Origin of the sequence: Bradyrhizobium sp. CCBAU 51753 (genome assembly GCF_015291565.1) — a bacterium.
In the GTDB taxonomy this organism is placed as follows: Bacteria; Pseudomonadota; Alphaproteobacteria; order Rhizobiales; family Xanthobacteraceae; genus Bradyrhizobium; species Bradyrhizobium ivorense.
The window spans coordinates 2758634-2780050 of record NZ_CP030037.1 but is presented as its reverse complement, the minus strand read 5'-3'; the positions used below and the strand labels follow the sequence as shown (position 1 = coordinate 2780050).

The 21417-nt window shown below is 64.0% G+C and carries 18 protein-coding genes and 2 pseudogenes; 10 read left to right on the top strand and 10 right to left on the bottom strand.

Annotation, left to right across the window (positions count from 1 at the left end; genetic code table 11):
* Positions 1-71 precede the first annotated feature (71 nt).
* From XH93_RS12385 to glnT, 4 genes are read left to right on the top strand one after another with little or no spacing between them, the layout of a single operon-like run.
* The gene (locus XH93_RS12385) at positions 72-968 is read left to right on the top strand and encodes a glutamine amidotransferase family protein (RefSeq protein WP_139487311.1); all 897 of its coding nucleotides are present in this window, start codon (positions 72-74) and stop codon (positions 966-968) included.
* Positions 968-1654 (top strand): protein glxC, encoded by a 687-nt coding sequence (locus XH93_RS12380; RefSeq protein ID WP_139487310.1) that lies wholly within the window; start codon positions 968-970, stop codon positions 1652-1654. The genes XH93_RS12385 and XH93_RS12380 overlap by 1 nt, the downstream gene beginning before the upstream one ends.
* 9 nt (positions 1655-1663) lie before the next feature.
* Positions 1664-2989 carry an FMN-binding glutamate synthase family protein gene (locus XH93_RS12375; RefSeq protein ID WP_139487309.1) on the top strand — a complete coding sequence of 442 codons (1326 nt, stop codon included), beginning with the start codon at positions 1664-1666 and terminating at the stop codon, positions 2987-2989.
* Positions 2990-3020: 31 nt separating this feature from the next.
* Positions 3021-4319 carry a type III glutamate--ammonia ligase gene (gene glnT, locus XH93_RS12370; protein WP_139487308.1) on the top strand — a complete coding sequence of 433 codons (1299 nt, stop codon included), beginning with the start codon at positions 3021-3023 and terminating at the stop codon, positions 4317-4319.
* A 46-nt stretch (positions 4320-4365) separates the two neighbouring features.
* Here the strand turns inward: glnT and XH93_RS12365 are convergent.
* From XH93_RS12365 to XH93_RS12355, 3 genes and pseudogenes are all read right to left on the bottom strand, one after another.
* Positions 4366-4655: pseudogene (locus XH93_RS12365) on the bottom strand (ATP-binding cassette domain-containing protein); the annotation flags it as partial.
* Positions 4652-4831, bottom strand: a pseudogene (locus tag XH93_RS12360) (ABC transporter ATP-binding protein); the annotation flags it as partial. The pseudogenes XH93_RS12360 and XH93_RS12365, both read right to left, overlap by 4 nt.
* Before the next feature lie 79 nt (positions 4832-4910).
* The gene (locus XH93_RS12355; RefSeq protein ID WP_194473712.1) at positions 4911-5693 is read right to left on the bottom strand and encodes a MetQ/NlpA family ABC transporter substrate-binding protein; all 783 of its coding nucleotides are present in this window, start codon (positions 5691-5693) and stop codon (positions 4911-4913) included.
* 626 nt (positions 5694-6319) lie between these two features.
* On the opposite strand from XH93_RS12355, the gene XH93_RS12350 reads away from it, so the two are divergent.
* Positions 6320-7717 (top strand): FAD/NAD(P)-binding protein, encoded by a 1398-nt coding sequence (locus XH93_RS12350; protein WP_194473711.1) that lies wholly within the window; start codon positions 6320-6322, stop codon positions 7715-7717.
* Here the strand turns inward: XH93_RS12350 and XH93_RS12345 are convergent.
* Together XH93_RS12345 and XH93_RS12340 are read right to left on the bottom strand one after the other, a co-directional pair.
* The gene (locus tag XH93_RS12345) at positions 7714-8511 is read right to left on the bottom strand and encodes a MetQ/NlpA family ABC transporter substrate-binding protein (protein WP_194473710.1); all 798 of its coding nucleotides are present in this window, start codon (positions 8509-8511) and stop codon (positions 7714-7716) included. The genes XH93_RS12350 and XH93_RS12345 overlap by 4 nt on opposite strands.
* A gap of 26 nt (positions 8512-8537) precedes the next feature.
* Positions 8538-9863: an O-acetylhomoserine aminocarboxypropyltransferase/cysteine synthase family protein gene (locus tag XH93_RS12340; RefSeq protein WP_194473709.1), complete on the bottom strand. Its 1326-nt coding sequence runs from the start codon at positions 9861-9863 to the stop codon at positions 8538-8540.
* A 392-nt stretch (positions 9864-10255) separates the two neighbouring features.
* On the opposite strand from XH93_RS12340, the gene XH93_RS12335 reads away from it, so the two are divergent.
* Both XH93_RS12335 and XH93_RS12330 read left to right on the top strand, forming a co-directional pair.
* On the top strand, positions 10256-11659 hold the full coding sequence (locus tag XH93_RS12335) for an LLM class flavin-dependent oxidoreductase (protein WP_194473708.1): 1404 nt from the start codon (positions 10256-10258) through the stop codon (positions 11657-11659).
* A gap of 139 nt (positions 11660-11798) precedes the next feature.
* On the top strand, positions 11799-12794 hold the full coding sequence (locus XH93_RS12330) for an aliphatic sulfonate ABC transporter substrate-binding protein (protein WP_194473707.1): 996 nt from the start codon (positions 11799-11801) through the stop codon (positions 12792-12794).
* A 197-nt stretch (positions 12795-12991) separates the two neighbouring features.
* Here the strand turns inward: XH93_RS12330 and XH93_RS12325 are convergent, their stop codons facing one another.
* Genes XH93_RS12325 through XH93_RS12310 form a run of 4 tightly spaced genes read right to left on the bottom strand, consistent with a single transcriptional unit; the run spans position 12992 to position 16767 of the window.
* A complete protein-coding gene (locus tag XH93_RS12325) occupies positions 12992-13657 on the bottom strand; it encodes a methionine ABC transporter permease (protein WP_194473706.1) in 666 nt (221 codons plus the stop codon).
* Positions 13647-14771 carry a methionine ABC transporter ATP-binding protein gene (locus tag XH93_RS12320; protein ID WP_194473705.1) on the bottom strand — a complete coding sequence of 375 codons (1125 nt, stop codon included), beginning with the start codon at positions 14769-14771 and terminating at the stop codon, positions 13647-13649. The genes XH93_RS12325 and XH93_RS12320 overlap by 11 nt, the downstream gene beginning before the upstream one ends.
* 50 nt (positions 14772-14821) lie before the next feature.
* Positions 14822-15142, bottom strand: coding sequence for a ferredoxin family protein (locus XH93_RS12315; RefSeq protein ID WP_194473704.1), 321 nt, complete (start codon positions 15140-15142; stop codon positions 14822-14824).
* Positions 15139-16767, bottom strand: coding sequence for an FAD-dependent oxidoreductase (locus XH93_RS12310; protein WP_194473703.1), 1629 nt, complete (start codon positions 16765-16767; stop codon positions 15139-15141). The genes XH93_RS12315 and XH93_RS12310 overlap by 4 nt, the downstream gene beginning before the upstream one ends.
* A 319-nt stretch (positions 16768-17086) precedes the next feature.
* Here XH93_RS12310 and XH93_RS12305 point away from each other — a divergent pair, with 319 nt between their 5' ends.
* Positions 17087-18427 (top strand): LLM class flavin-dependent oxidoreductase, encoded by a 1341-nt coding sequence (locus XH93_RS12305; protein ID WP_194473702.1) that lies wholly within the window; start codon positions 17087-17089, stop codon positions 18425-18427.
* Positions 18428-18432: 5 nt separating this feature from the next.
* Here the strand turns inward: XH93_RS12305 and XH93_RS12300 are convergent, their stop codons facing one another.
* Entirely contained in the window at positions 18433-19518 is a 1086-nt protein-coding gene (locus XH93_RS12300) for an LLM class flavin-dependent oxidoreductase (protein ID WP_194473701.1), read from the bottom strand.
* A gap of 404 nt (positions 19519-19922) precedes the next feature.
* Here XH93_RS12300 and XH93_RS12295 point away from each other — a divergent pair, with 404 nt between their 5' ends.
* Positions 19923-20693: an ABC transporter permease subunit gene (locus XH93_RS12295; RefSeq protein WP_194475122.1), complete on the top strand. Its 771-nt coding sequence runs from the start codon at positions 19923-19925 to the stop codon at positions 20691-20693.
* On the top strand, positions 20690-21415 hold the full coding sequence (locus XH93_RS12290) for an ABC transporter ATP-binding protein (protein ID WP_194473700.1): 726 nt from the start codon (positions 20690-20692) through the stop codon (positions 21413-21415). Before XH93_RS12295 ends, XH93_RS12290 begins: the two co-directional genes overlap by 4 nt.
* Positions 21416-21417: the final 2 nt, after the last annotated feature.

Here is a 21417-nt window from a genome sequence, read left to right as displayed (position 1 = left end):
GAAATTTTTATTCCTGACAGTTGACCGACAGGTTCGGGCTGCTACATTGTTCCCCAGCGAAGGAGCAGTGCATGTGCGGCATCGTCGGATTGTTTCTCAAGAACGAGCGGCTTCAACCGGAGCTTGGGGGGCACCTGTCGCGCATGCTCGCGACCATGTCGGCGCGCGGTCCCGACAGCGCCGGCATCGCCGTCTATGGATCGGGCGCCGACGATCTGATCAAGCTGACGCTCCGCGCAGCTGATCCGGCGGCGGATGGCGATCTCGCGGGAAAGCTTGCCGCCGCGATCGAGGCAGGCGTCGATCTCATCCGGCGCTCCAACCATGTCGTCTTGACAATTCCGAAGCACCGGCGCGCGCAGGCGTTGACCTGGCTGGCTCAACATGCGCCCGACATCGATGTCGTGAGCGCGGGGTCGCGCATGGAGATATACAAGGAAGTCGGGCTTCCCGAACGCGTGGCGAACCGTTTCTCCATATCCGCGATGCGCGGGACGCACGGCATCGGCCACACCCGCATGGCGACGGAGTCGGCGGTGACCACGGAAGGCGCTCACCCGTTCTCGACCGGAGACGACCAGTGCCTGGTCCACAACGGCTCGCTCTCGAACCACAACGCCGTACGGCGCAATCTTCGACGCGAGGGACTCGTGTTCGAGACCGAGAACGACTCGGAGGTTGCCGCGGGGTATTTGACCTGGCGGATGCGCGAAGGCGACAGCCTCAAGGAGGCACTGACGTCCAGCCTTGATGCGCTCGACGGCTTTTTTACCTTTGTGGTCGGCACCCGCGACGGCTTTGCCGTGCTGCGCGATCCCGTTGCGTGCAAACCGGCGGTGCTGGCCGAGTCCGACGACTATGTCGCCTTCGGCTCGGAATTTCGCGCGCTCGCCGTGCTGCCCGGAATAGATAAGGCGCGCGTCTTCGAGCCCGAGCCCGCCACCGTTTATGCCTGGGAACGTCGGTGATGCACGTGGTCGATCTTGAACAGCAATCCGTCCGGGATTTGAACGCTGCGCTCCATCGCCTGACGCCAGACACCAACGAGACCCTTTGGCAGGTGACCAATTCGGGCGGCAAGCACGCCATTGGCGCCGGCGTGGATGCCCCCATCGACATCGTGATCAAAGGCAATGTCGGCTATTACTGCGCGGGCATGAACAAGCAGGCCTCGATCACGATTCACGGCAACGCCGGACAGGGCGTCGCCGAGAACATGATGTCGGGCCGGGTTCACGTCATGGGAGACGCGAGCCAATCCGCCGGTGCCACCGGCCGGGGCGGGCTTCTGATCGTCGAAGGCGATGCCGCCGCACGCTGCGGGATCTCGATGAAAGGCATCGACATCATCGTCAAAGGTTCGATCGGCGCCATGAGCGCGTTCATGGCGCAGGCCGGCAATCTCGTCGTGCTCGGCGACGCCGGCGAGGCGCTCGGAGATTCAATCTACGAGGCTACCGTCTTCGTCCGCGGCAGGGTCAAGAGCCTCGGTGCCGACTGCATCGAAAAGCCCATGTCGGCAGACGACAAGACCCGGCTTTCCGGCATTCTCGCCGGCGCCGGCGTGGAAACCGTCAGTCCGGAGGATTTCCGCATGTATGCGTCGGCCCGTCGTCTCTACAACTTCCACATCGACAATCTTTCTTCCTACTGAAGGCCGACGATGTCATCTGCAAAGCCAATCCGCACCGAACCGCGTTTCTCGGCGACCTTCGACCGATACACCATCTCGGAAATCCAACGCGCAGCGGCGACGGGCATCTACGATATCCGCGGCGGTGGCGCGAAGCGGCGCGTGCCGCATTTCGACGACTTGCTGTTTCTCGGCGCCTCCGTGTCGCGCTACCCTCTGGAGGGCTATCGCGAGAAATGCGGGACGGACGTCGTGCTCGGTTCGCGATTTGCCAAGAGGCCGATTCATCTCAAGACTCCCGTGACGATCGCCGGGATGAGTTTCGGCGCCCTATCGGCTCCTGCCAAGGAGGCGCTGGGCCGCGGCGCGACGGCCGTCGGCACCAGCACGACGACCGGCGACGGCGGCATGACGAACGAGGAGCGCGAGCACTCCTCGATTCTGGTCTACCAACTGCTTCCCTCTCGCTACGGCATGAACCCGGACGATCTGCGTCGTGCCGATGCGATCGAGATCGTGGTCGGACAGGGCGCCAAGCCGGGCGGCGGCGGCATGTTGCTGGGCCAGAAAATCTCCGAACGCGTCGCCGAAATGCGGACCTTGCCGGCAGGCATCGACCAGCGCTCGGCCTCGCGGCATCCGGACTGGACAGGCCCGGATGATCTAGAAATCAAGATCGAGGAGATCCGCGAGATCACGGACTGGCAGAAGCCGATCTATGTGAAGGTCGGCGCGAGCCGCCCCTACTACGACACGGCGCTGGCGGTGAAATCCGGCGCCGACGTCGTCGTTATCGACGGCATGCAGGGTGGCACGGCCGCGACGCAAGAGGTCTTCATCGAGAATGTCGGCATTCCGACGCTCGCGGCGATCCGTCCTGCCGTTGAAGCGCTTCAGGAGCTCGGCATGCATCGCAAGGTGCAGCTCATCGTCTCCGGCGGAATTCGAAATGGCGCCGACGTCGCCAAGGCACTTGCGCTCGGGGCCGATGCGGTCGCGATCGGGACTGCCGCCCTGATCGCCATGGGTGATAATAGCCCGGCGCTCGAGAGCGAATATCAGAAACTGGGTAGCACGGCCGGCGCCTATGATGATTGGCACGAAGGTCTCGATCCTGCAGGCATCACGACCCAGGATCCCGAACTGGCCAAGCGGCTCGACCCGGCCGTGGCGGGCCGACGCCTGGCCAACTACCTCTCAGTTCTCACCCTCGAGGCGCAGACCATCGCGCGCGCCTGCGGCAAGAGCCACATACACAATCTCGAACCCGAAGATCTCGTCGCACTCACCGTCGAGGCGGCCGCCATCACGCGCGTGCCGCTTGTGGGCACAAGCTGGATTCCTGGCCGGGACTGATTCTGACACTCATCTTGAGTAAAGAGGCACCATGTCAATCGACCTTGCTGAAGTCGCCAAAGAACGGAAGATCAAGTACTTCCTGATTTCCTATACGGATCTGGTGGGAACACAGCGCGCCAAGCTGGTCCCTGCCGAAGCGATCGGCGGAATGGCCAAGAACGGGGCGGGCTTCGCCGGCTTTGCGACGTGGCTCGACATGACGCCGGCGGATCCCGACATGCTCGCGATCCCCGATCCGGCCAGCCTCATCCAGTTGCCGTGGAAACCGGAAGTGGGCTGGCTGGCAGCCGATCTCTGGATGAGCGGCAAGCCGGTCGAACAGGGACCGCGGAATGTGTTGAAGCGCCTGATCGGCAAAGCGGCTGAGCGCGGTTTCCAGCTCAAGAGTGGCGTCGAGTGCGAATTCTTCCTGATCTCACCGGACGGCGAGAGCATTGGCGACGGATCCGATCGTCAAGCCAAGCCGTGCTACGATCAATCCGCCTTGATGCGGCGCTATGACGTCATCAGCGAGATCTGCGACAGTATGCTCGCGCTGGGCTGGAAGCCCTATCAGAACGATCATGAGGATGCGAACGGCCAGTTCGAGATGAACTGGGACTACAGCGACGCCCTGACCACCGCCGACCGGCACGCTTTCTTCAAGTATATGGTGAAGTCGATCGCCGAAAGGCACCAGTTGCGCGCGACGTTCATGCCAAAGCCGTTTTCGGGTCTGACGGGCAATGGTTGCCACGTCCACGTCTCGCTATGGAACGGCAACCGGAACGTCTTCGAGGACGACAAGGGAGAGCTTGGAATCTCCGCCACCGGCTACGCCTTCATCGGCGGGATTATTCATTCCGCCGACGCTCTCGCAGCCATCCTGAACCCCACGGTCAATTCCTACAAGCGCATCAACGCGCCGCGCACCATCTCCGGCGCGACCTGGAGCCCAAACACGGTGACGTTCTCGGGCAACAACCGTACCCACATGATTCGCATTCCCGAGGCGGGACGGTTCGAACTGCGGCTGGCCGATGGCGCCGCCAACCCCTACGCCATGCAGGCGGCGATCTTGGCCGCAGGCCTCGACGGCATCCAGAGCAATCGCGACCCCGGCAAGCGTCTCGATATCAACATGTATACCGACGGTCACCTCGTGAAGGACGTGAAGAAGCTGCCGCTCAATCTACTCGACGCATTGCGCGCACTGGAAGGCTCCAAGCTGCTCTGCGAGAGCCTCGGCGCCTACGTTCCCGCCTTTCTAAAGCTGAAGCATCAAGAGTGGAGCGATTTTTCACGTCATCTGACCCGGTGGGAGCGAGAGACGACCCTGGACTGCTAAGCGCGCCGCAAAGTCGATCCGCTTGTCGGCCAGCCTCTCATAGTCATTCCTTCACGGTCAGATCGGCGAAGATGCCCATATGTTCGGGCACGTAAGCGACTCCCATTGCGGAGATCGACGGCGTCGGCAGCGCCCCAATCTCCTTTCCATCAAATCGGATGTTGCCGCGCGAGGCGCGCCATAGTCCCATGATGGTCCGCAGCGTCGTGGTCTTGCCCGCGCTATTGCGTCCAGCAACATAGTCACTTTTCCCTTCGGGACGACCGGATGCACGCCGTGCAGGATGTGATAGGCCCCGATATGCGCGTGCACGCCTTCCAGCGAAAGCGCGTTCATTGTAAGCCCTCCGGGCCAGGGAGGCCCAGATTGGCCTCCTGGACAATCGGCATCGCGATCACGTCAGCCGGCTTGCCGTCGGCCACAAGTGTCCCGTTGTGCAGCACGATGATCCTGTCGGCCAGCTCGCGCACGACATCCATCTTGTGCTCAACCAGAAGAATGATCTTGGATCGCTCCGCATAGGTTTGCGCCAAGTAATCAATCCAGACGAAAAGTTGACCTCCAGTGGCGCGCGCCGACCGACGGCACTGATCACCAGCTCGGCAGCACTGCACCCTTGAACTTGGTCAGGACGAACTCCTTGACCTCGGGCGTGTGATAGCTGTCGACCAGGATCTTGACCCACGGCTTGTCCTTGTCGGCCGCGCGAACCGCGATCAGATTGACGTACGGTCCCTTCGGGTCTTCGCGCAGGATCGGATCCTTGACCGGATCGAGCCCAGCTTGCGTCGCGTAGTTAGTGTTGATCGCCGCAGCGTCGACATCGTCGAGCGCGCGTGGAGCTTGCGCTGCGTCGACCTCGACGAATTTCAGCTTTTTGGGATTCTCCACGATGTCCAGCACCGTCGGCTTGAAGCCCGTGCCGTCCTTCAGCTTGATCACGCCCTTGTCGCGCAGCAGAAGCAGCACGCGTCCGCCATTCGTCGGGTCGTTCGGAATCGAGAGCTTCCCGCCGTCAAGGATATCGGCCCAATTCTTGTGCTTCTTGGAATAGACGCCGATCGGGAAGTTGACGGTCAGGCCCACCACTTCGATCTTGTAGCCGCGATCGGCCTTCTGGTTGTCGAGATAGGGCTGGTTCTGAAACGAGTTGGCCTGGATGTCGCCGGCATCCAGCGCGGCATTCGGCACGACATAGTCGGAGAACTCGATCAGCTGAATGTCGAGCCCGCCCTTCGCCGCGATCGGCTTCACCGCTTCGAGAATCTGGGCATGCGGTCCCGGCGTGACGCCGACCTTGATCGTCTCGGCCGTGGCGTCAGCCGACCAGGCGGCGAGCATGGTGGCGAGGATCAGGACGGGACGAAACGACATTCTACTCTCCGTGGAATTTGCGTTGCAGGTCATCGCCTGCTCGGACGTCGAAATCAATGAAATGGAAATCCAAAATTGTCGATACGGCGGAACATCGGTTCTGCGGCGGAGGCTGCACGAGAAATGGAACCGACTGAATGGCCCCGGCGAGTCATCGCGGTCAACACGTCAGGGGAATGACTTTTCTTTGCTACGCTTGAGGACGAAATGACTTGTCTGCACGCGGCGTCACGACATGCTGTCGATTTCAAAGTTATCATTGCTATCAACATTCGCATTCGACCAGAGAAAAGCCATGCTATCGTGAGGATCTCGAACGCTCAGGAGGTTTGATGCAAACGGCCTCTTCTTGGCTTTCCACGCTCGGCCGGATCACGCGGCGAGTGCGACGCTGGCAACGACGATTGGCGCGGGCCACGTCTGTCGATGGACGAGACAACTTTCACGAGATATTCCTGTTCGGGCCGCACGGCTGATTGCTGGCTCCTCTGGCGCTGCGCCGACCCGATTGCGGTGTGACACGTGTGAACATGCGACCTCCTCGTCGAGGCCGCGCGTGAGTTTGCGTGCGAAACCTTATCCCTGGCGCCGCTCGTTGTGCGGCCAGCCGATCGGTGGGCAACAGCATGACAGGTTTCAACGGACGTCGCATCATCATCATCGGCGGAGGCGCCAGCGGCGTGCTGCTCGCCTATCAATTGCTGCAGCAGCCGACGCGCAATCTTCGCGTCACGCTGATCGAGCAGCGGCCGGACATCGGCCGCGGCATCGCCTATCATACCGGAAACCCCGATCATCTCCTGAACGTACGCGTCGCCAATATGAGCGCGCTGCCCGACCAGCCGGATCATTTCTGGCGCTGGTTGACCTCGCATGACCGCGAAGCGCCTCTCTGCCCGGATCCCTATTGCTTCGTACCGCGACGCATCTATGGCGACTACATCGCGAGCCTGCTCGAGCAGCGCACATCCGAACCGGCGGATGTCGAGCGACTGTCGATCGTGCGCGGCACCTGCGTCGATATCCATGCGAGCGAGACCGGCGTGACGGCGGTGCTGGACGACGGCCAGTCGCTGGTAGGCGATACCGTCGTTCTCGCAACCGGGCATGACATGAGAGCCAGTCGCGCGGGTTATGCCGATCCATGGGCGCCTCCCTCGGCCGCCCCGATCGATGCCGATGCAGCCGTCCTGCTCCTCGGTACGGGATTGACGATGGTCGACTATGTCCTGTCGCTGCTGCGCGATGGGCACCGCGGGCCGATCATCGCGATGTCACGGCGCGGCCTGCTCGCGAAAGCGCACCGTCGCGTCGATGCTCAGCGCATTGACGAGGCCGATGTTCCGTTCGGCGCTGGCATCGCCGCGCTGCTCCGCTGGCTTCGCGGTCACATTGAACGAAACGCAGCCGACGGCGGTGACTGGCGCAGCGTGATCGACGGCCTGCGGCCCTATACCCAACGGCTGTGGCACGAGCTTCCGCAGGCATCCAAACGCCGCTTCCTCGAGCACGCCCGTGCCTGGTGGGACGTACACCGGCATCGGATGGCGCCGGAGGTCGAAGCTCGCGTCACGCAGGCGATGTATGCAGGGCAACTCACCTTAATGGCCGCCAAGGTGGTCAGCATCGCCTCGAACGACAGTGGATCACTGATCAACTATCGCCGGCGCGGCGATACACGGATCCGCAACATGCAGGTCGGCGCCGTCGTCGACTGCACCGGCATCGTCAAGGATCCACACGCGACGCCCAATCCGGCGGTGCGCAGATTGTTCGAACGCGGCCTTGCCCGCGTCGACCCGCTCTGCATCGGCATCGAGACCGCCTCCGACTGCGCGCTCATCGAGCGCGACGGCACGATCTCGCGCCGCCTGTTCGCAGTCGGTCCGCTCACGCGTGCCACGTTCTGGGAAATCATCGCCATTCCCGACATCCGCAACCAATGTGCTGCCCTCGCCACCCGGCTCGCCAGCACAGGCAACGAGGGACAGCTGGAGCCGCCTCGGCAACTCGTCCGCGTCTAGCTGTTGAAGCCGGCCGGAATGAACGCCGGAATCTTCTCCTCGATGAACTGCTTGACCTCGGGCGAGTTGAACACCTGGATGAAGGCCTTGAGGCGCGGATCGTCCTGCTTGTCCGGCCGCGCCGTGAACCGAAGCACCAGGCCATCATCCACCGTGCGGTCAATGATCAGCGCCGATTTCGGATCGCCGCCGGCCGGAATCAGATAGGTGATGTTGACCAGCGCGAGAGTGACGTCATCGAGCGAGCGATAGGTCTGTGCAGGATCGAGCTCCACGATCTTCAAGTTCTTGGGGTTGTCGATGATATCGAACCGGCTCACCGAAAAGCCCTTGCCCGGCGCCAGCTTGATCAGCCCGGCGCGCTCGAGCAGGATCAATCCGCGTGCGCCGTTGAGCGGCTCGTTCGGGATTGCGACGCTGTCGCCCGACTTGATCTCCTCGAGCGACTTGATCTTCTTCGAGAACAGCCCGACCGGCGCGATCACGCCGACCTTGTCGACCTGGACGAGATTGAAGCCGCGCTGCTTGTTCTGGAGCGCCAGATAGGTCGCGTGCTGGAACAGGTTGGCGTCGACGTCGCCGCTGTTGACCACCTCATTCAACGCGACCCAGTCGGACAGCTCGACGATCTTGACGTCCTGCCCCTTGTTCTTCGCGAGCTTCGCCGCGAACGCCGCCAGCTGGCCGACCGGGCCCGCGCTGGTCGCGATCTTCAATGGTTCGCCGGCCCATGCAGAACCGATCAAAGCCAGCGACAAGCCAGCGGCCTGCGCCAAACGCAAGAGAGTCTTCATTGTCGTGAATCCGTTTCTCGTTTTGATCACGCCGCCTTGCGGGCACTACCGCCGACCTCGGCCTGCGCGAGCGCCTGGGTGAGATCGGCGAGGATATCATCGGGATGCTCGATCCCGACCGAGAGCCTGACATAGCCGGGCGTAACGCCGGCCGCGAGCTGTTCGGCGCTAGAGAGCTGCTGATGGGTGGTCGATGCCGGATGGATCGCGAGCGACCGCGCATCGCCGATATTGGCGACGTGATAGAACAGCTTCAGCGCGTCGATGAAGCGGCGACCGGCCTCGACACCGCCTTTCAGCTCGAAGCCGACCAGGGCGCCATAGCCGCCCTTCAGGTAGGCGTCCGCACGCCGGCGGCTCTCGCCGCTCTGCAATCCCGGGAAGATCACATGCGAGACCGCTGGATGCTTGGCCAGGAAGTCCGCAACCTTGATCGCGTTCTCATTGTGCTGGCGCAGCCGCAGCGGCAGCGTCTCGAGCCCCTGGATGAACTGGAATGCGTTCTGCGGTGCGATCGCCGCGCCGAGATCGCGCAGCAGCTTCACCCGGGCGCGCAAGATGTAGGCAATCGGGCCGAGCGGCTTGGCCGCCTCGGTCCAGATCGCGCCGTGATAGGCGTCGTCCGGCTGCGTCAGCAGCGGAAACCGCTCCGCATGCGCCGCCCAGTCGAAATTGCCGCCGTCGATGATCGCGCCGCCGATCGAGGTGCCGTGGCCGCCGATATATTTCGTCGTCGAGTAGACCACGATCGCGGCGCCGTGCTCGAACGGGCGCGCGATGATCGGCGTCGCGGTATTGTCGAGGATCAGCGGGACGCCGAGCGAACGGCCGATATCCGCGACCTCCCGGATCGGAAACACGTTGAGCTTGGGGTTCGGCAAGGTCTCGGCGAAATAGGCGCGAGTCCTGGCGTCGGTGGCGCGACGGAAATTCTCCGGGTCGGCCGGATCGACGAAACGGACCTCGATGCCGAACTGCTTCAGCGTCTGCGACAGCAGCGTCCAGGTGCCGCCATAGAGATCGGTCGAGGAAACGATGTTGTCGCCGGCCTGCGCGATATTGAAGATGGCGAACGCCGAGGCGGTCTGGCCGGACGCGACGGCAAGCGCCGCGACGCCACCCTCCAGCGCCGCCAGCCGCTCCTCGAAGGCGTCGGCCGTCGGGTTCTTGATCCGGGTGTAGATCTGCCCGAGCGCCTCCAGCGCGAACAGACGCGATGCGTGATCCGTGCTCTCGAACTGAAATGACGTCGTCTGATAGGTCGGAACGGCGACGGCCCCCGTTGCCGGATCCGACCGGTAGGAGCCGCCATGCAAGGCGAGCGTCTCGACGTTCTTGGTTTCGACCGGCATCTCGATATCTCCTGGAGTCCGCGAGTTCAGTGTTACGGATCGACAAATGATGCGCAGCTTTTTTGCGCTGTCGAGACATCCGGAAAAATAGCGATGCGCGTACTGTCGTAGTGAGATGGAACACCGCGAATGTTTCAGCAGACGCGGCCAACACAAATGGTTTGTTTTGCCCGGGCCACGCACATGGTGAGCCGACGCACGATGGACATCGATCGGATTTGCGTGCGGCTTCGACATGACGCTTCTGTGCGATGCGGAAGCGTCGATCAAAAACGTTCCTGCATTCGATTGCCGCGCAGCAGGATTTTCACTCCCGACATCCGAATAGAAAACAATGCATCGTCGATCAGATGATAAGTTGCGCCAAAACTACTCATTGTCGGGACAGATCGATGGCGCGACCGCGAGAACTTCGGTTCAATGCTTTCAACATGATGGCGCCGAGCCACAACTGGGCCGGCCTGTGGTCGCATCCGCGCGACAATTCGCTCAACTACAATTCGTTGGATTACTGGGTCGACTATGCGCGGACCGCCGAGCGCGGCCTGCTCGACGGCATCTTCCTGGCCGACGTCTTCGGTGTCTACGACGTCTATGGCAGCAATCCGGATACAGCCCTGAGCCAAGCCGTCCAATTGCCCAATGCGGAACCGACCCTGCTCGTCTCCGCCATGGCGCTTGTGACGAAGCATCTCGGCTTCGGCATCACCTCCAACCTCACCTACGAGCATCCGTACCAGTTCGCCCGCCGCTTCTCGACGCTCGATCATCTGACCGGCGGGCGGATCGGCTGGAACATCGTCACCGGCTATCTCGACAGCGGTGCCCGCGGGATGGGCCTCGATGCAAATCGCGCACACGATGACCGCTATGAAGCGGCCGAGGAGTTTCTCGCTGCAACCTACAAATTATGGGAAGGCAGTTGGGAGGACGGTGCGGTCCGTCGCGACCGCGCATCTCGCATCTTCACGGATCCCGCGAAGATCCATCGCATCCGGCACGAGGGGCGCCATTACAAGGTGGACGGCATCCATCTTGCGGAACCTTCTCCCCAACGTACGCCGCTGCTGTACCAGGCCGGGACTTCGAAGCGTGGCCGCGCCTTTGCCGCAAGGCATGCGGAGGCGATCTTCCTCAACGGCCAGACCAAGCCGATCCTCGCTCGCGCCGTTCGCGACATCCGCGATGCCGCCAAGGAATTCGGGCGCGATCCCTATGATATCCGCCTGTTTGCGGGTGCGACGGTGATCGTTGCCCCAACACGTGCGGAAGCCAACGATCTGCTCGCGGAATATGCCGAGCATGTCGACCAGGCCGGCCAGCTCACCCTGCTCTCCGGCTGGACCGGCATCGATTTCTCCACCTATCGCCCCGACCAGGCGGTGCAATATGTCGAGAGCAACGCGATCCAATCGATGGTCGAGAATTTCACGCTGCGCAGCGATCGCCCCGTCCGTATCGGCGATCTCGCAACGCTCAGCCGCGCCGGCGCGCGCTCACCTTTCGTCGTCGGCTCGCCGCAGGATGTCGCGGACGAGCTCATCGCCTGGGCGGAGGAGACCGACGTCGACGGCTTCAACCTGTTCCGCCTGGTCGCGCCGGAATCGCTGAACGCCTTTGTCGACCTCATCGTGCCGGAATTGCAGTCGCGCGGCATCTACAAGACCGCCTATCGGGACGGCACGCTGCGCGAAAAGCTGTTTCCTGGACGCGGGCCGCGCCTGCATGTCACGCATCCCGGCGCCAGCCACCGCCACGCACCCTCCGCGACGCCGCATCCCGACGCCGCCGAATAGAATGGCGCGCAAAACGTCCTTCTCTAGCAGCAGCCGAATGGAGAAAAATGCACCAGCTTCGGTGAATTCTCCGCAATTGCCAGCAGCCCGCGATTGAATCCAAATGGCGGGAACTCAGACCGCTTCAGGACGTCTTGCCATGCCGATCTTCGCCCACCTTCCCTCGCCAACGCCCACCGCATCGATCACGCGACGCCTTGCCGTCGGCGCGCTTGGATTGCTGATGATGACCGCGGCGGTTCGGCCCGCCGCGGCTGAGGAGATCCGGATCGGCTACCAGAAATCATCGACGCTGACCGCGGTCCTTAAGACCAACGGCGCGCTGGAGAAGGCGGTGGCGCCGCTGGGCATCACCGTCTCCTGGCACGAATTCACCAGCGGGCTTCCTCTGCTCGAAGCCATCAACGTCGGCAGCGTCGATTTCGGCGCCGATGTCGCCGACACCGTGCCGATCTTTGCGCAGGCCGCCGGCGCCAAGCTCGCCTATGTCGCCGAGGAAGCAGCATCGCCCTCGGCGCAAGCGATCCTCGTGCCGAAAGACTCTACGATCAAAACGGCTGCCGATCTCAAGGGCCGGAAGATCGCGGTGACCAAGGGCGCCGGCAGCCACTTCCTGTTGCTTGCGGTGCTGGCCAAGGCCGGCTTGACCTTCAAGGACATCACGCCGGCCTATCTGACGCCGGCCGACGGCCGCGCCGCCTTTGTCAGCGGCAATGTCGATGCCTGGGTCGCCTGGGACCCCTTCCTCACCAGCGCGCAGCGCCAGTCCGGCGCTCGCATCCTGACCGACGGCAGCAATGGGCTTGCCAGCTACAAGCGCTACTATCTTTCATCCGCGGCGTTCGCGGAGAAGCGTAGCGATGCGCTGAACGTGATCTTCGCCAAGCTTGTCGAGACCGGAACCTGGGTCAAAGCCAATCCTAAGGAGGCCGCGACGCTGCTCGCCGGGCTCTGGGGCATCGACGCTGCCACCGTCGAGGAAGCCAACAGCCACCGCTCCTGCAAGGTCGGCGCCGTCACGTCCGCCGGCCTGTCAGAACAGCAGCGCATTGCCGACACGTTTACGGCCGAGGGCCTGCTGCCGCGAAAGGTCGACACCACGGACGTCAAGATCTGGGCGCTGAAGGGATCGTAGGGGAGTTCCGTGGGAGGCGGACTGCCAAAACCCGAAAAACAACCCCATGCAAAGTAGCCGGCGGCCGCCGACGTTCGACACCGCCAGCGTTCGACGCTTGACACGTCGGGCAACTCAGGGGTATTATTCCATTATCCAGAAATTGTGCAGCGCCGCCCTCTGCCTCTGGGCTTATCGCATGATGCGATTGTCCCGCGTCAGCGGTGGCGCAGGCGGCGATTGACGCGGCGGGCGAGATAATCGCCCGCGGTCTGCACCGTCTGCACCAGCGCGATCAACACCACGACGACGGCCAGCATCATCTCCGGCATGAATCGCTGGTAGCCGTAACGGATGCCGAGATCGCCGAGGCCGCCGCCGCCGACGGCGCCGACCATCGCGGAATAACCGAGCAGGCTGACGACGGCGAGCGTCAAGGCGAGCACCAGCCCCGGCAGCGCCTCCGGGATCAGCACCTTGAACACGATCTGCAACGGGCTGGCGCCGAATGATGACGCGGTCTCGATCAACCCGCCGTCGACTTCCCGGATCGCCGCCTCGACCAGGCGGGCAATGAATGGGGTTGCCGCGATGGTCAGCGGCACGATCGCCGCGCCCGAGCCGATCGACGTGCCGGAAATCAGCCGCGTGAAGGGTATAATGGCCACGACCAGGATGATGAAGGGCGTCGAGCGGGCAGCATTGACGATCACACCCAGCACGCCATTGACGGCCGGTGCCGCGAACAACTCTCCCTTCCGGCTGGTCGCGAGGAAGACGCCGAGCGGAAGCCCGAACGAGGTCGCAACGAGGGCTGCGACCGACACCATGAACAGGCTCTCGCCGGTGGCCTGAATGATCAGGTTGATGAGTTCACGCGACATAGCCGAGGCGCTCCACCAGGAATTGGTTCTGCGACAGATAGCCGACGGCCTGCTTGGTCGCAGCGTCGCCGCCGGGAATACCGATGGTCAGCGAGCCCACATGCTGGCCGCCGATCTCGTCGATGCGCGCCGACAGCAGCGCCACGTCGATCGCGAGCTCGCGGGCGAGCCGCGCCACGATCGTGTCGCCGGCGTCGGTGCCGCGCACCTGCACGCGGACGACGGCCTGCCCGCCTGCAATCGGCTGCGGCAGCAGGCGGCTCGTCAGCGACACCGGAAGGCTGTCGCCGACCGCCTCGGACAGGAAGGCCTGCGTCACCGGATGCCGGGGATGGGTGAAGATATCGGCGACATGGTCGCGTTCGACGATCCGGCCGCCGTCAATCACGACGACCTCCTTGGCGAGCTGGCGGACCACCGACATCTCGTGGGTGATCAGCACGATCGTGACGCCAAGCTCGCAATTGATGTTGGCGAGCAAATCCAGGATCGCCCGCGTGGTCTGCGGATCGAGCGCGGAGGTCGCCTCGTCGGACAGCAGGACATTCGGCCGTGTGGCGAGCGCGCGGGCAATGCCGATGCGCTGCTTCTGACCGCCGGACAGTTCGGACGGATAGCGATCGAATTTGTCGGCAATGCCGACGAGCTCGAGCAGTTCCTCCACCCGGACCGCGATGTCGGCCCGCGACCAGCCTGCGATCTCAAGCGGCAGCGCGATATTGTCCGCAGCAGTGCGCGACGACAGCAGGTTGAAGTGCTGGAAGATCATGCCGATCGATCGCTGCGCCAGGCGCAATTCCCGGCCCGCCAGCGCGGAGATATCGCGGCCGTCGACGACGACACGCCCCGTCGACGGCTTCTCCAGGCCATTGATCAACCGCACCAGGCTCGACTTGCCGGCACCGGAACGGCCGATCACGCCGGTGATGGAGCCGCGCGGAATCGCAAAATCGATCTCCTGCAGCGCCTGCACGCTCGGCTTGTCACGGTAGGCGGGGTAGGCCTTCGAGACCGTCTCGAACCGGACCATGGCTTCGCTTGCAGCCGACGCCGGCACGAGCGATGGAAAGGGTTCGGCCGGCCGCGCCGTCGTCAGGGATTGATGTACGTTCATTCAGTCAGTCCAATAAGTGTCGCTCCGGTCGCCCCAGGGTCGCCCCGAGCTCAATGACCAAAGAGCAGGTAGCTGCGGTCGACGGCGCGGCGGTCCCGCGTTCCGTTGGTCCAGCCCACGGCGCGGCGATAGCTGCCCATCGCTTCGGTTTGCTTGAGGGCGATCACGTCGACCGGCTGCGCCTCGTCAGCGAAGGGAGACACATAGAGCGCATCCTCGGGACAGTAAAGCTCGCAAAGGAAGCAGGTCTGGCAGTCGTTTTGGCGGGCGATGACCGGAATTCCGTCCGTTTTATCAAACACGTTGGTCGGGCACACGTTCACGCAGATGTCGCAGGACGTGCAGCGCTCGGCATCGATGACCTCGATCATTCCGCAGCCTCCGCATAGGCGGTCTCGGCATGCGGCCGCACCGAGGTCCAGACCTCATCAAGGCCGCCGGCCGTCACGTAATGGCGCTGCCGTTCGTCCTGATCGGGGAAGTCGTCGCGGCGATGCATGCCGCGGCTCTCCTGCCGTACCAGCGCGCTGCGGTACATCCACCGCGCGGTCGCCAGCATCGCTGCGCTTTCACGGGCGCGCAGAATATCGGTCGCGCCGGCGGCGTCGGCATCGGACACGTCAAGCCAGGCCGTGTCGAGGCGCGCCAGCGCGCCATGCAGCCTAGTCGCGTCACGGAAATAGTTCAGCTCATAGGGGAAGACCTCGGCCTGCACGGCCTTCGCCAGGACTGACGGGGCGAACGCACGCTGCGGGCGGCTCCGAAACGCGACGGTGCCCGCAGATGAGAACTTTCTGCTGGCCGCCGCGCCAAATTGCTTTGCGTACTCCGCGGCGCCCTGCCCCGCCCATGTTCCCGACGAGATCGCCCAGGCCGCATTATGGCTGCCGCCGCCGGTGAAGCCGCCGCAAATCAACTCGCGCGTTGCGGCATCGCCGGCGGCATACAGGCCGGCAACGCTGGTCGCACAATGATCGTCGACGATGCGCAGGCCGCCGGTGCCGCGGACCGTGCCTTCGAGCCGCAAGGTGACGGGAAAGCGATCGTTGAACGGATCGATTCCGGTGCGATCGAACGGCAGGAAGAAGTTGGGCTGCGAGACGCGCATCTGCGCCTGCACATCCTCATCGGCTTTGTCGAGCCGGGCATAGACCGCCCCCTGCAGCAGTGCGCGCGCAATCGCCGATCGCCCGCCCTTGGAGGCCGCGCCGGGCACCACGCTGCCGTCCTCATAGGTGAAGGTCGCCCAACCGTAGAACAGCGTCTTGGTCACCGAGCCGAAGGCCGGCGAGATCGCGTAGGGGTTGGAGAACTCCATGCTGCTGAAATCGGCGCCGACCTCGGCCGCCATCAGATAGCCGTCACCGGTCAGCACGTTCGAGCCCAACGTCTTGCTCAGGAATGCGCAGCCGCCGGTCGCGATCACCACGGCCTTGGCGCGCACTGTCCAGCGATCATGCTTCTGCCGGCGCACGCCGCTGGCACCGGCGACTGCACCGCCGTCATCCACCAGCAATTCGAGCGCCGGGCTGTGATCGAGGATGGTGACGCCGGCCTGCTTGGTGCGCTTGCGCATCAGGCGCATGTATTCCGGCCCCTGCAGTGAATTGCGCTGCGACCTGCCGCGGTCATCGACGGGATAGGGATAGCCCCAATCGGCCAGCCGATTGCTCTGTTGGTAGGTCCGATCAAGGACGCGTGCCATCCAGCGACGATCCTGCAGATGGCCACCCAGCTTCTCGCGATTGGCCATCGCGGCCTCGCGCTGCGCCGGCTCGGGATCGACATACCAGACGCCGGTACCGGCCGCGGCCGTCGCCCCCGACGTGCCGCAAAATCCCTTGTCGGCGAGCACCACGCGCGCGCCGCGTTCCGCTGCGCTGACGGCAGCCCAGGTGCCCGCCGGTCCGCCGCCGAGCACCAGCACGTCGGCGTCGAACTCAACGGATCCCGTCGGCGCGGACACGCGCTCGGCGCGATGGGCTTGACTTGTCATGGGGTCGCGTCTCCGGACGGAATCGACTGCGGCCGCAAATTGCGTCGCAACGATATCGTCGCGCGGCGGAGGATCGGAGGCAATTTCAGATATTTGCGGAGAGTTGGATGAAGCTTTCTCCGTCGCGACCGAGCGAAGAAGATTCCTGTTGTCGCATATCGGATGTTCCGTTGTCCGAGGACGCCGCGATATGGATCATACGCAAGGAGCGTGAGCGGAGACGGATATTTCTTTTTTGCCTCGAGCGCCCGCGCCTCGTTTTCTTGCAGGCATCACGGCGATATCTCGTAAGAGCACGCATTCAGCACACGTGGCCGTCATGTCTCATCGTCAGTTTCATCTCAACGTCAACCTGCTGCACTCCGGCGTCTATGCATCGGCCTGGCGGTTGCCGGAGAGCGATCCGCGCGCCTGCTTTGACGTCGGCCATTACGTGCGCGTGGCGCAGATTGCCGAGCGCGGCAAGCTCGACGCGATCTTTCTCGCCGACACGCCGGCGATTACCGACCGCATCGACTATCGATCGTTCATGTCGATGGAGCCGACCATCGTACTGGCAAGCGTCGCAGCCGCGACCAGCCACATCGGACTGATCGCGACCGCGTCGACGACCTACAACGAGCCCTACAATATCGCCCGTCGCTTCGCGACGCTGGATCTGGCGAGCGGCGGCCGCGCCGGCTGGAATGCCGTCACCACGGCCGATGCGGCCGCGAGCCGCAATTTCGGTCTCTCCAATGTGCTCGAGCACAAGGCGCGCTACGACCGCGCCAAGGAGTTCGCCGAGGTCGTGCACGCGCTGTGGGACAGTTGGGAAGACGATGCCTTTGTCGGCGACAAGGCGACCGCACGCTTTGTGGATACGTCGAAGGTGCATCCGATCGCGCATCGGGGCACTCACTACACCGTGGCCGGACCGCTCAATGTTCCGCGTTCGCCGCAAGGCCGACCAGTCACTGTACAAGCCGGCGGATCGAGTGACGGCCGCGATCTTGCGGCAGCCCAGGCCGAAGCGGTGTTCACGCTCGCGCAAACGATCGATGAAGGCGTCGCCTACGCCCGCGATCTGCGCACCCGCGCCGCGGCCTATGGCCGTTCCGGCGACTCCATCGTCATTCTGCCGGGGCTTGCCACTGTGATCGGCAGTACCGAAGCCGAGGCGAAGCGGCGGCAGGACGATCTCTGGGAGCTGGTTCCGATCCAGTACAGCCTCGCCCGCCTCGCCAGCACGCTTCAGGTCGATCCTGACATCCTCGACCTCGACAAGCCCCTGCCCGATCCGTTGCCGCTGCCGGCCAACGCCAACCACACCATGTTCCAGGGAACGGTGAACCTCGCCCGCCGCGGCAATCTCACGGTAAGGCAGCTGCTGCGCGCGCTTGGCGGCGGCGTCGGACACCGGATCATCGTCGGCACGCCCGAGCAGATCGCCGACGATATCGAAGCCTGGTTCAGCGCGGGCGCCGCTGACGGCTTCAACCTGATGCCGGACGTACTGCCGACCGGGCTCGAGGTCTTCGTCGATACGGTGGTGCCGATCCTGCAGCGGCGCGGTCTGTTCCGAAAGGATTATGCCGGGACCACCTTGCGCGATCATCTCGGCCTGCCGCGGCCGACCAGCCGCTTTGCGCGACAACCGACGGCGGCAGCAAGCGCCTGATTTGGTCAGCGCGCGCCGGCCAGCAGCGGCTGCTCGTTAGCCACCGATGCCGCGCGCACGCGAGGGATGATCTCCTTCGCAAAGCGCTCCATCTCCGCCTCGAATGGCTGAAACTGCAGCATGAACAGCTCGATGCCCGCTTCATGGAATGCCTGAATCCGGGCCGCCACCTGGTCGTAGCTGCCGACGAGGCCCGCCGCCGTGCCCCCGTTGCTGCCGACCCGCGCCGATTTCTGCATCGTCTGCATCATCACGACCTTCGGATCGGTGTTCTGCTTCTGGATCGCCTTGATCGGCGCATCCTTCTTGGACAATTCCAACAGCCGTTCGTAGGCAGCCTCGGCTTCAGCCTGCGTCTCGCGCGCAATCACGAACGCCGACAGCCCGAAGCGGAGCGGCGTCGCTGTCCGTGGGCGGACCGCGACGTCGGCGATCAGGCCTGAGACATCCTCCAGCGGCTGCCCGTTGATGAACCAGACGTCGCCATGATCGGCAACCAATGCACGCGCCGGCTCGGACTCACCGCCGACATAGATCAACGGACGGTCCCGGTAGAGGCTGGTCGGCCGCAGCAAATAGTCGCGGACATCGAAATGCTCGCCCTTGTAGGTCAACCGCTCGCCCTGCATCAGCCGCGACACCACGGTGATCCATTCACGACCATAGGCATAACGGGCGTCATGCTCGGCAAAACCGATGCCTGCCTTGTCGAGCTCCGGCCGGTTCCACGCATTCACTAGATTGATGGCAAACCGACCGCGGCTGATGTTCTCGATTCCGAGCGCCAGCTTGGCGAGCACGACCGGATGATAGAGATAGGGCTTGATCGCGGCGATGATCTCGATCCGGCTGGTCAGGGCAGCGATCGCGGCCGCTGCGCTCCAGGCTTCGAGCTGATCGAGGTCCTCCTGATGCGGATTGATCGTGTGCTGCGCGATCAGCGTGGAGTCATAGCCGAGCGCTTCTGCCTTGAGCACGAGATCGCGATTGCGCTCCCACGACGCATCGTAGGGCTCTTCCGGGTCCTGGTAGGCGGCGCGCGAGCCGTGCACCAGCGCCCAGATGCCGAAGCGGAGCGGTCGTGTCGTCATGGCTGTCTCCGATTTCCTTGCGTCACATGCGAGACGTTTCACGCGAAGTGCGGCGCAAGATCAAGCAACGGCGCATCAAAAGATTTTCCTTGCCGTGCCACGCGCGCGGAGAAATCAGAACACTCCGGAACCAGCGACAATTGGAAAACCGCTCTATTTCTGTCGGTTGAAAATCGTGGGACAGTTTGCGGCGTGTGAACGACACCGTCTCGCGCGATCGCAACACAATGCCGATCGCGTGATCGACGACCTGTACCACGCGTGATCAACGACGCTCATCACGCCGACAAGCGAGGACGGACTTTCTCTTGAGCAACCTCGAACAGACTGCCGCATCTGATGCCTTCGACGTCACGGAGCGCAGCGACCAGGCGGCCTCACCGTCCCGAAGCAAGCCGTTCGAGATCGGCCGGCGCGGCCTGCAACTGCTGTCGTGGCTCGCGCCGGTCGTGCTTGTCATCGTCTGGGAGTTGTTGGCACAGGCCGGCTGGCTGTCGCCGCAGGTGTTGCCGGCTCCGAGCAAGGTCGTCAGGACAGCATTCAAGCTGATAGCCTCCGGAAGCCTGCTGAACGACCTCGGCGTCAGCCTGCTGCGCGCGGCCGTCGGCTTCGCGATCGGCGGCAGCATCGGCTTCCTGCTCGGCATTCTCGTTGGCTTTTCGCGGATCGCCGAGGCGATGATTGATCGCAGCATCCAGATGATCCGCGCGATCCCGTTCCTCGCGGGCGTGCCGCTGGTGATCGTCTGGCTCGGCGTCGGCGAGGCTGAGAAGATCTTCCTCGTCGCGCTCGGCGTAACCTTTCCGATCTACATCAACACCACGCTCGGGATCCGGCAGGTCGACCCAAAGCTCCTCGAGCTCGGCCGCGTTCAGGGCCTCGGCACGTTCGAACTGATCCGGCGCATCATCCTGCCGGGCGCGCTGCCTTCGATCCTGACCGGCGTCCGCTATGCGCTGGCGACCGCGTGGCTGGCGCTGGTGGTCGCCGAGACGATCGGCGCGCAATCCGGCATCGGCTTCCTCGCCATGGACGCGCGCGAGTTCCTGCGTACCGACGTGATCGTGCTGACCATCGTGATCTACGCCCTGATCGGCGTCGCTGCCGACGGCATCGCGCGCTTCCTGGAGCGACGGCTGCTGGCCTGGCATCCGAACTATGGAATTGCCCGATGACCCTGCACGTCGTGCCCTCCTCGACCGTGGCCACGCCGGCCGTCGTGGTGACGAACCTGCGCCGCGCCTATGGCGACCGTGTCGTGATCGAGAACCTCAACCTGCGCATCCAGCGCGGCGAGTTCGTGGCGCTGCTCGGCGAGAGCGGCTGCGGCAAGACCACGCTGCTTCGCGCGCTCGCCGGCCTCGACCCGATCGACGGCGGACGCATCGCGGCGCCGCGGCGGCCTGCCGTCGTGTTCCAGGAACACCGGCTGCTGCCGTGGGACAGCCTGTGGCGCAACGTCTCGCTCGGCTTGCAAGCAACTGACGCCCGAGCGCGCGCCGCCGCCGCGCTGGCCGAAGTCGGGCTCGGCGACCGGCTCGATGATTGGCCGCGGAATCTATCCGGCGGACAGGCGCAGCGTGTGGCCCTGGCGCGTGCACTGGTGCAGGAGCCCGAGCTGTTGCTGCTCGATGAGCCCTTTGCCGCGCTCGATGCCCTGACCCGCATCCGTATGCATGAGCTCGTGCGCGAACTGGTGACCACACACCGGCCCGGCGTGCTGCTCGTCACCCACGACGTCGACGAGGCGATCGCGCTCGCCGACCGCATCCTGGTGATGCGCGACGGCCGGATCGCCTTCGAGCATCGCACCAAGGGCGGCGGCAGAACCTCGATCGCACGCACCGAGCTGCTGGCCGAGCTCGGCGTGGTCGCCTCTCATCCCATCTCCGCGTGAAT

What these genes read in the sequence shown, in the direction of transcription:
- XH93_RS12385 (WP_139487311.1), top strand. Translation starts at nt 72, where the DNA reads ATGTGCGGCATCGTCGGATTGTTTCTCAAGAACGAGCGGCTTCAACCG.
- XH93_RS12380 (WP_139487310.1), top strand. Translation starts at nt 968, where the DNA reads ATGCACGTGGTCGATCTTGAACAGCAATCCGTCCGGGATTTGAACGCT.
- XH93_RS12375 (WP_139487309.1), top strand. Translation starts at nt 1,664, where the DNA reads ATGTCATCTGCAAAGCCAATCCGCACCGAACCGCGTTTCTCGGCGACC.
- glnT (WP_139487308.1), top strand. Translation starts at nt 3,021, where the DNA reads ATGTCAATCGACCTTGCTGAAGTCGCCAAAGAACGGAAGATCAAGTAC.
- XH93_RS12355 (WP_194473712.1), bottom strand. Translation starts at nt 5,693, where the DNA reads ATGTCGTTTCGTCCCGTCCTGATCCTCGCCACCATGCTCGCCGCCTGG.
- XH93_RS12350 (WP_194473711.1), top strand. Translation starts at nt 6,320, where the DNA reads ATGACAGGTTTCAACGGACGTCGCATCATCATCATCGGCGGAGGCGCC.
- XH93_RS12345 (WP_194473710.1), bottom strand. Translation starts at nt 8,511, where the DNA reads ATGAAGACTCTCTTGCGTTTGGCGCAGGCCGCTGGCTTGTCGCTGGCT.
- XH93_RS12340 (WP_194473709.1), bottom strand. Translation starts at nt 9,863, where the DNA reads ATGCCGGTCGAAACCAAGAACGTCGAGACGCTCGCCTTGCATGGCGGC.
- XH93_RS12335 (WP_194473708.1), top strand. Translation starts at nt 10,256, where the DNA reads ATGGCGCGACCGCGAGAACTTCGGTTCAATGCTTTCAACATGATGGCG.
- XH93_RS12330 (WP_194473707.1), top strand. Translation starts at nt 11,799, where the DNA reads ATGCCGATCTTCGCCCACCTTCCCTCGCCAACGCCCACCGCATCGATC.
- XH93_RS12325 (WP_194473706.1), bottom strand. Translation starts at nt 13,657, where the DNA reads ATGTCGCGTGAACTCATCAACCTGATCATTCAGGCCACCGGCGAGAGC.
- XH93_RS12320 (WP_194473705.1), bottom strand. Translation starts at nt 14,771, where the DNA reads ATGAACGTACATCAATCCCTGACGACGGCGCGGCCGGCCGAACCCTTT.
- XH93_RS12315 (WP_194473704.1), bottom strand. Translation starts at nt 15,142, where the DNA reads ATGATCGAGGTCATCGATGCCGAGCGCTGCACGTCCTGCGACATCTGC.
- XH93_RS12310 (WP_194473703.1), bottom strand. Translation starts at nt 16,767, where the DNA reads ATGACAAGTCAAGCCCATCGCGCCGAGCGCGTGTCCGCGCCGACGGGA.
- XH93_RS12305 (WP_194473702.1), top strand. Translation starts at nt 17,087, where the DNA reads ATGTCTCATCGTCAGTTTCATCTCAACGTCAACCTGCTGCACTCCGGC.
- XH93_RS12300 (WP_194473701.1), bottom strand. Translation starts at nt 19,518, where the DNA reads ATGACGACACGACCGCTCCGCTTCGGCATCTGGGCGCTGGTGCACGGC.
- XH93_RS12290 (WP_194473700.1), top strand. Translation starts at nt 20,690, where the DNA reads ATGACCCTGCACGTCGTGCCCTCCTCGACCGTGGCCACGCCGGCCGTC.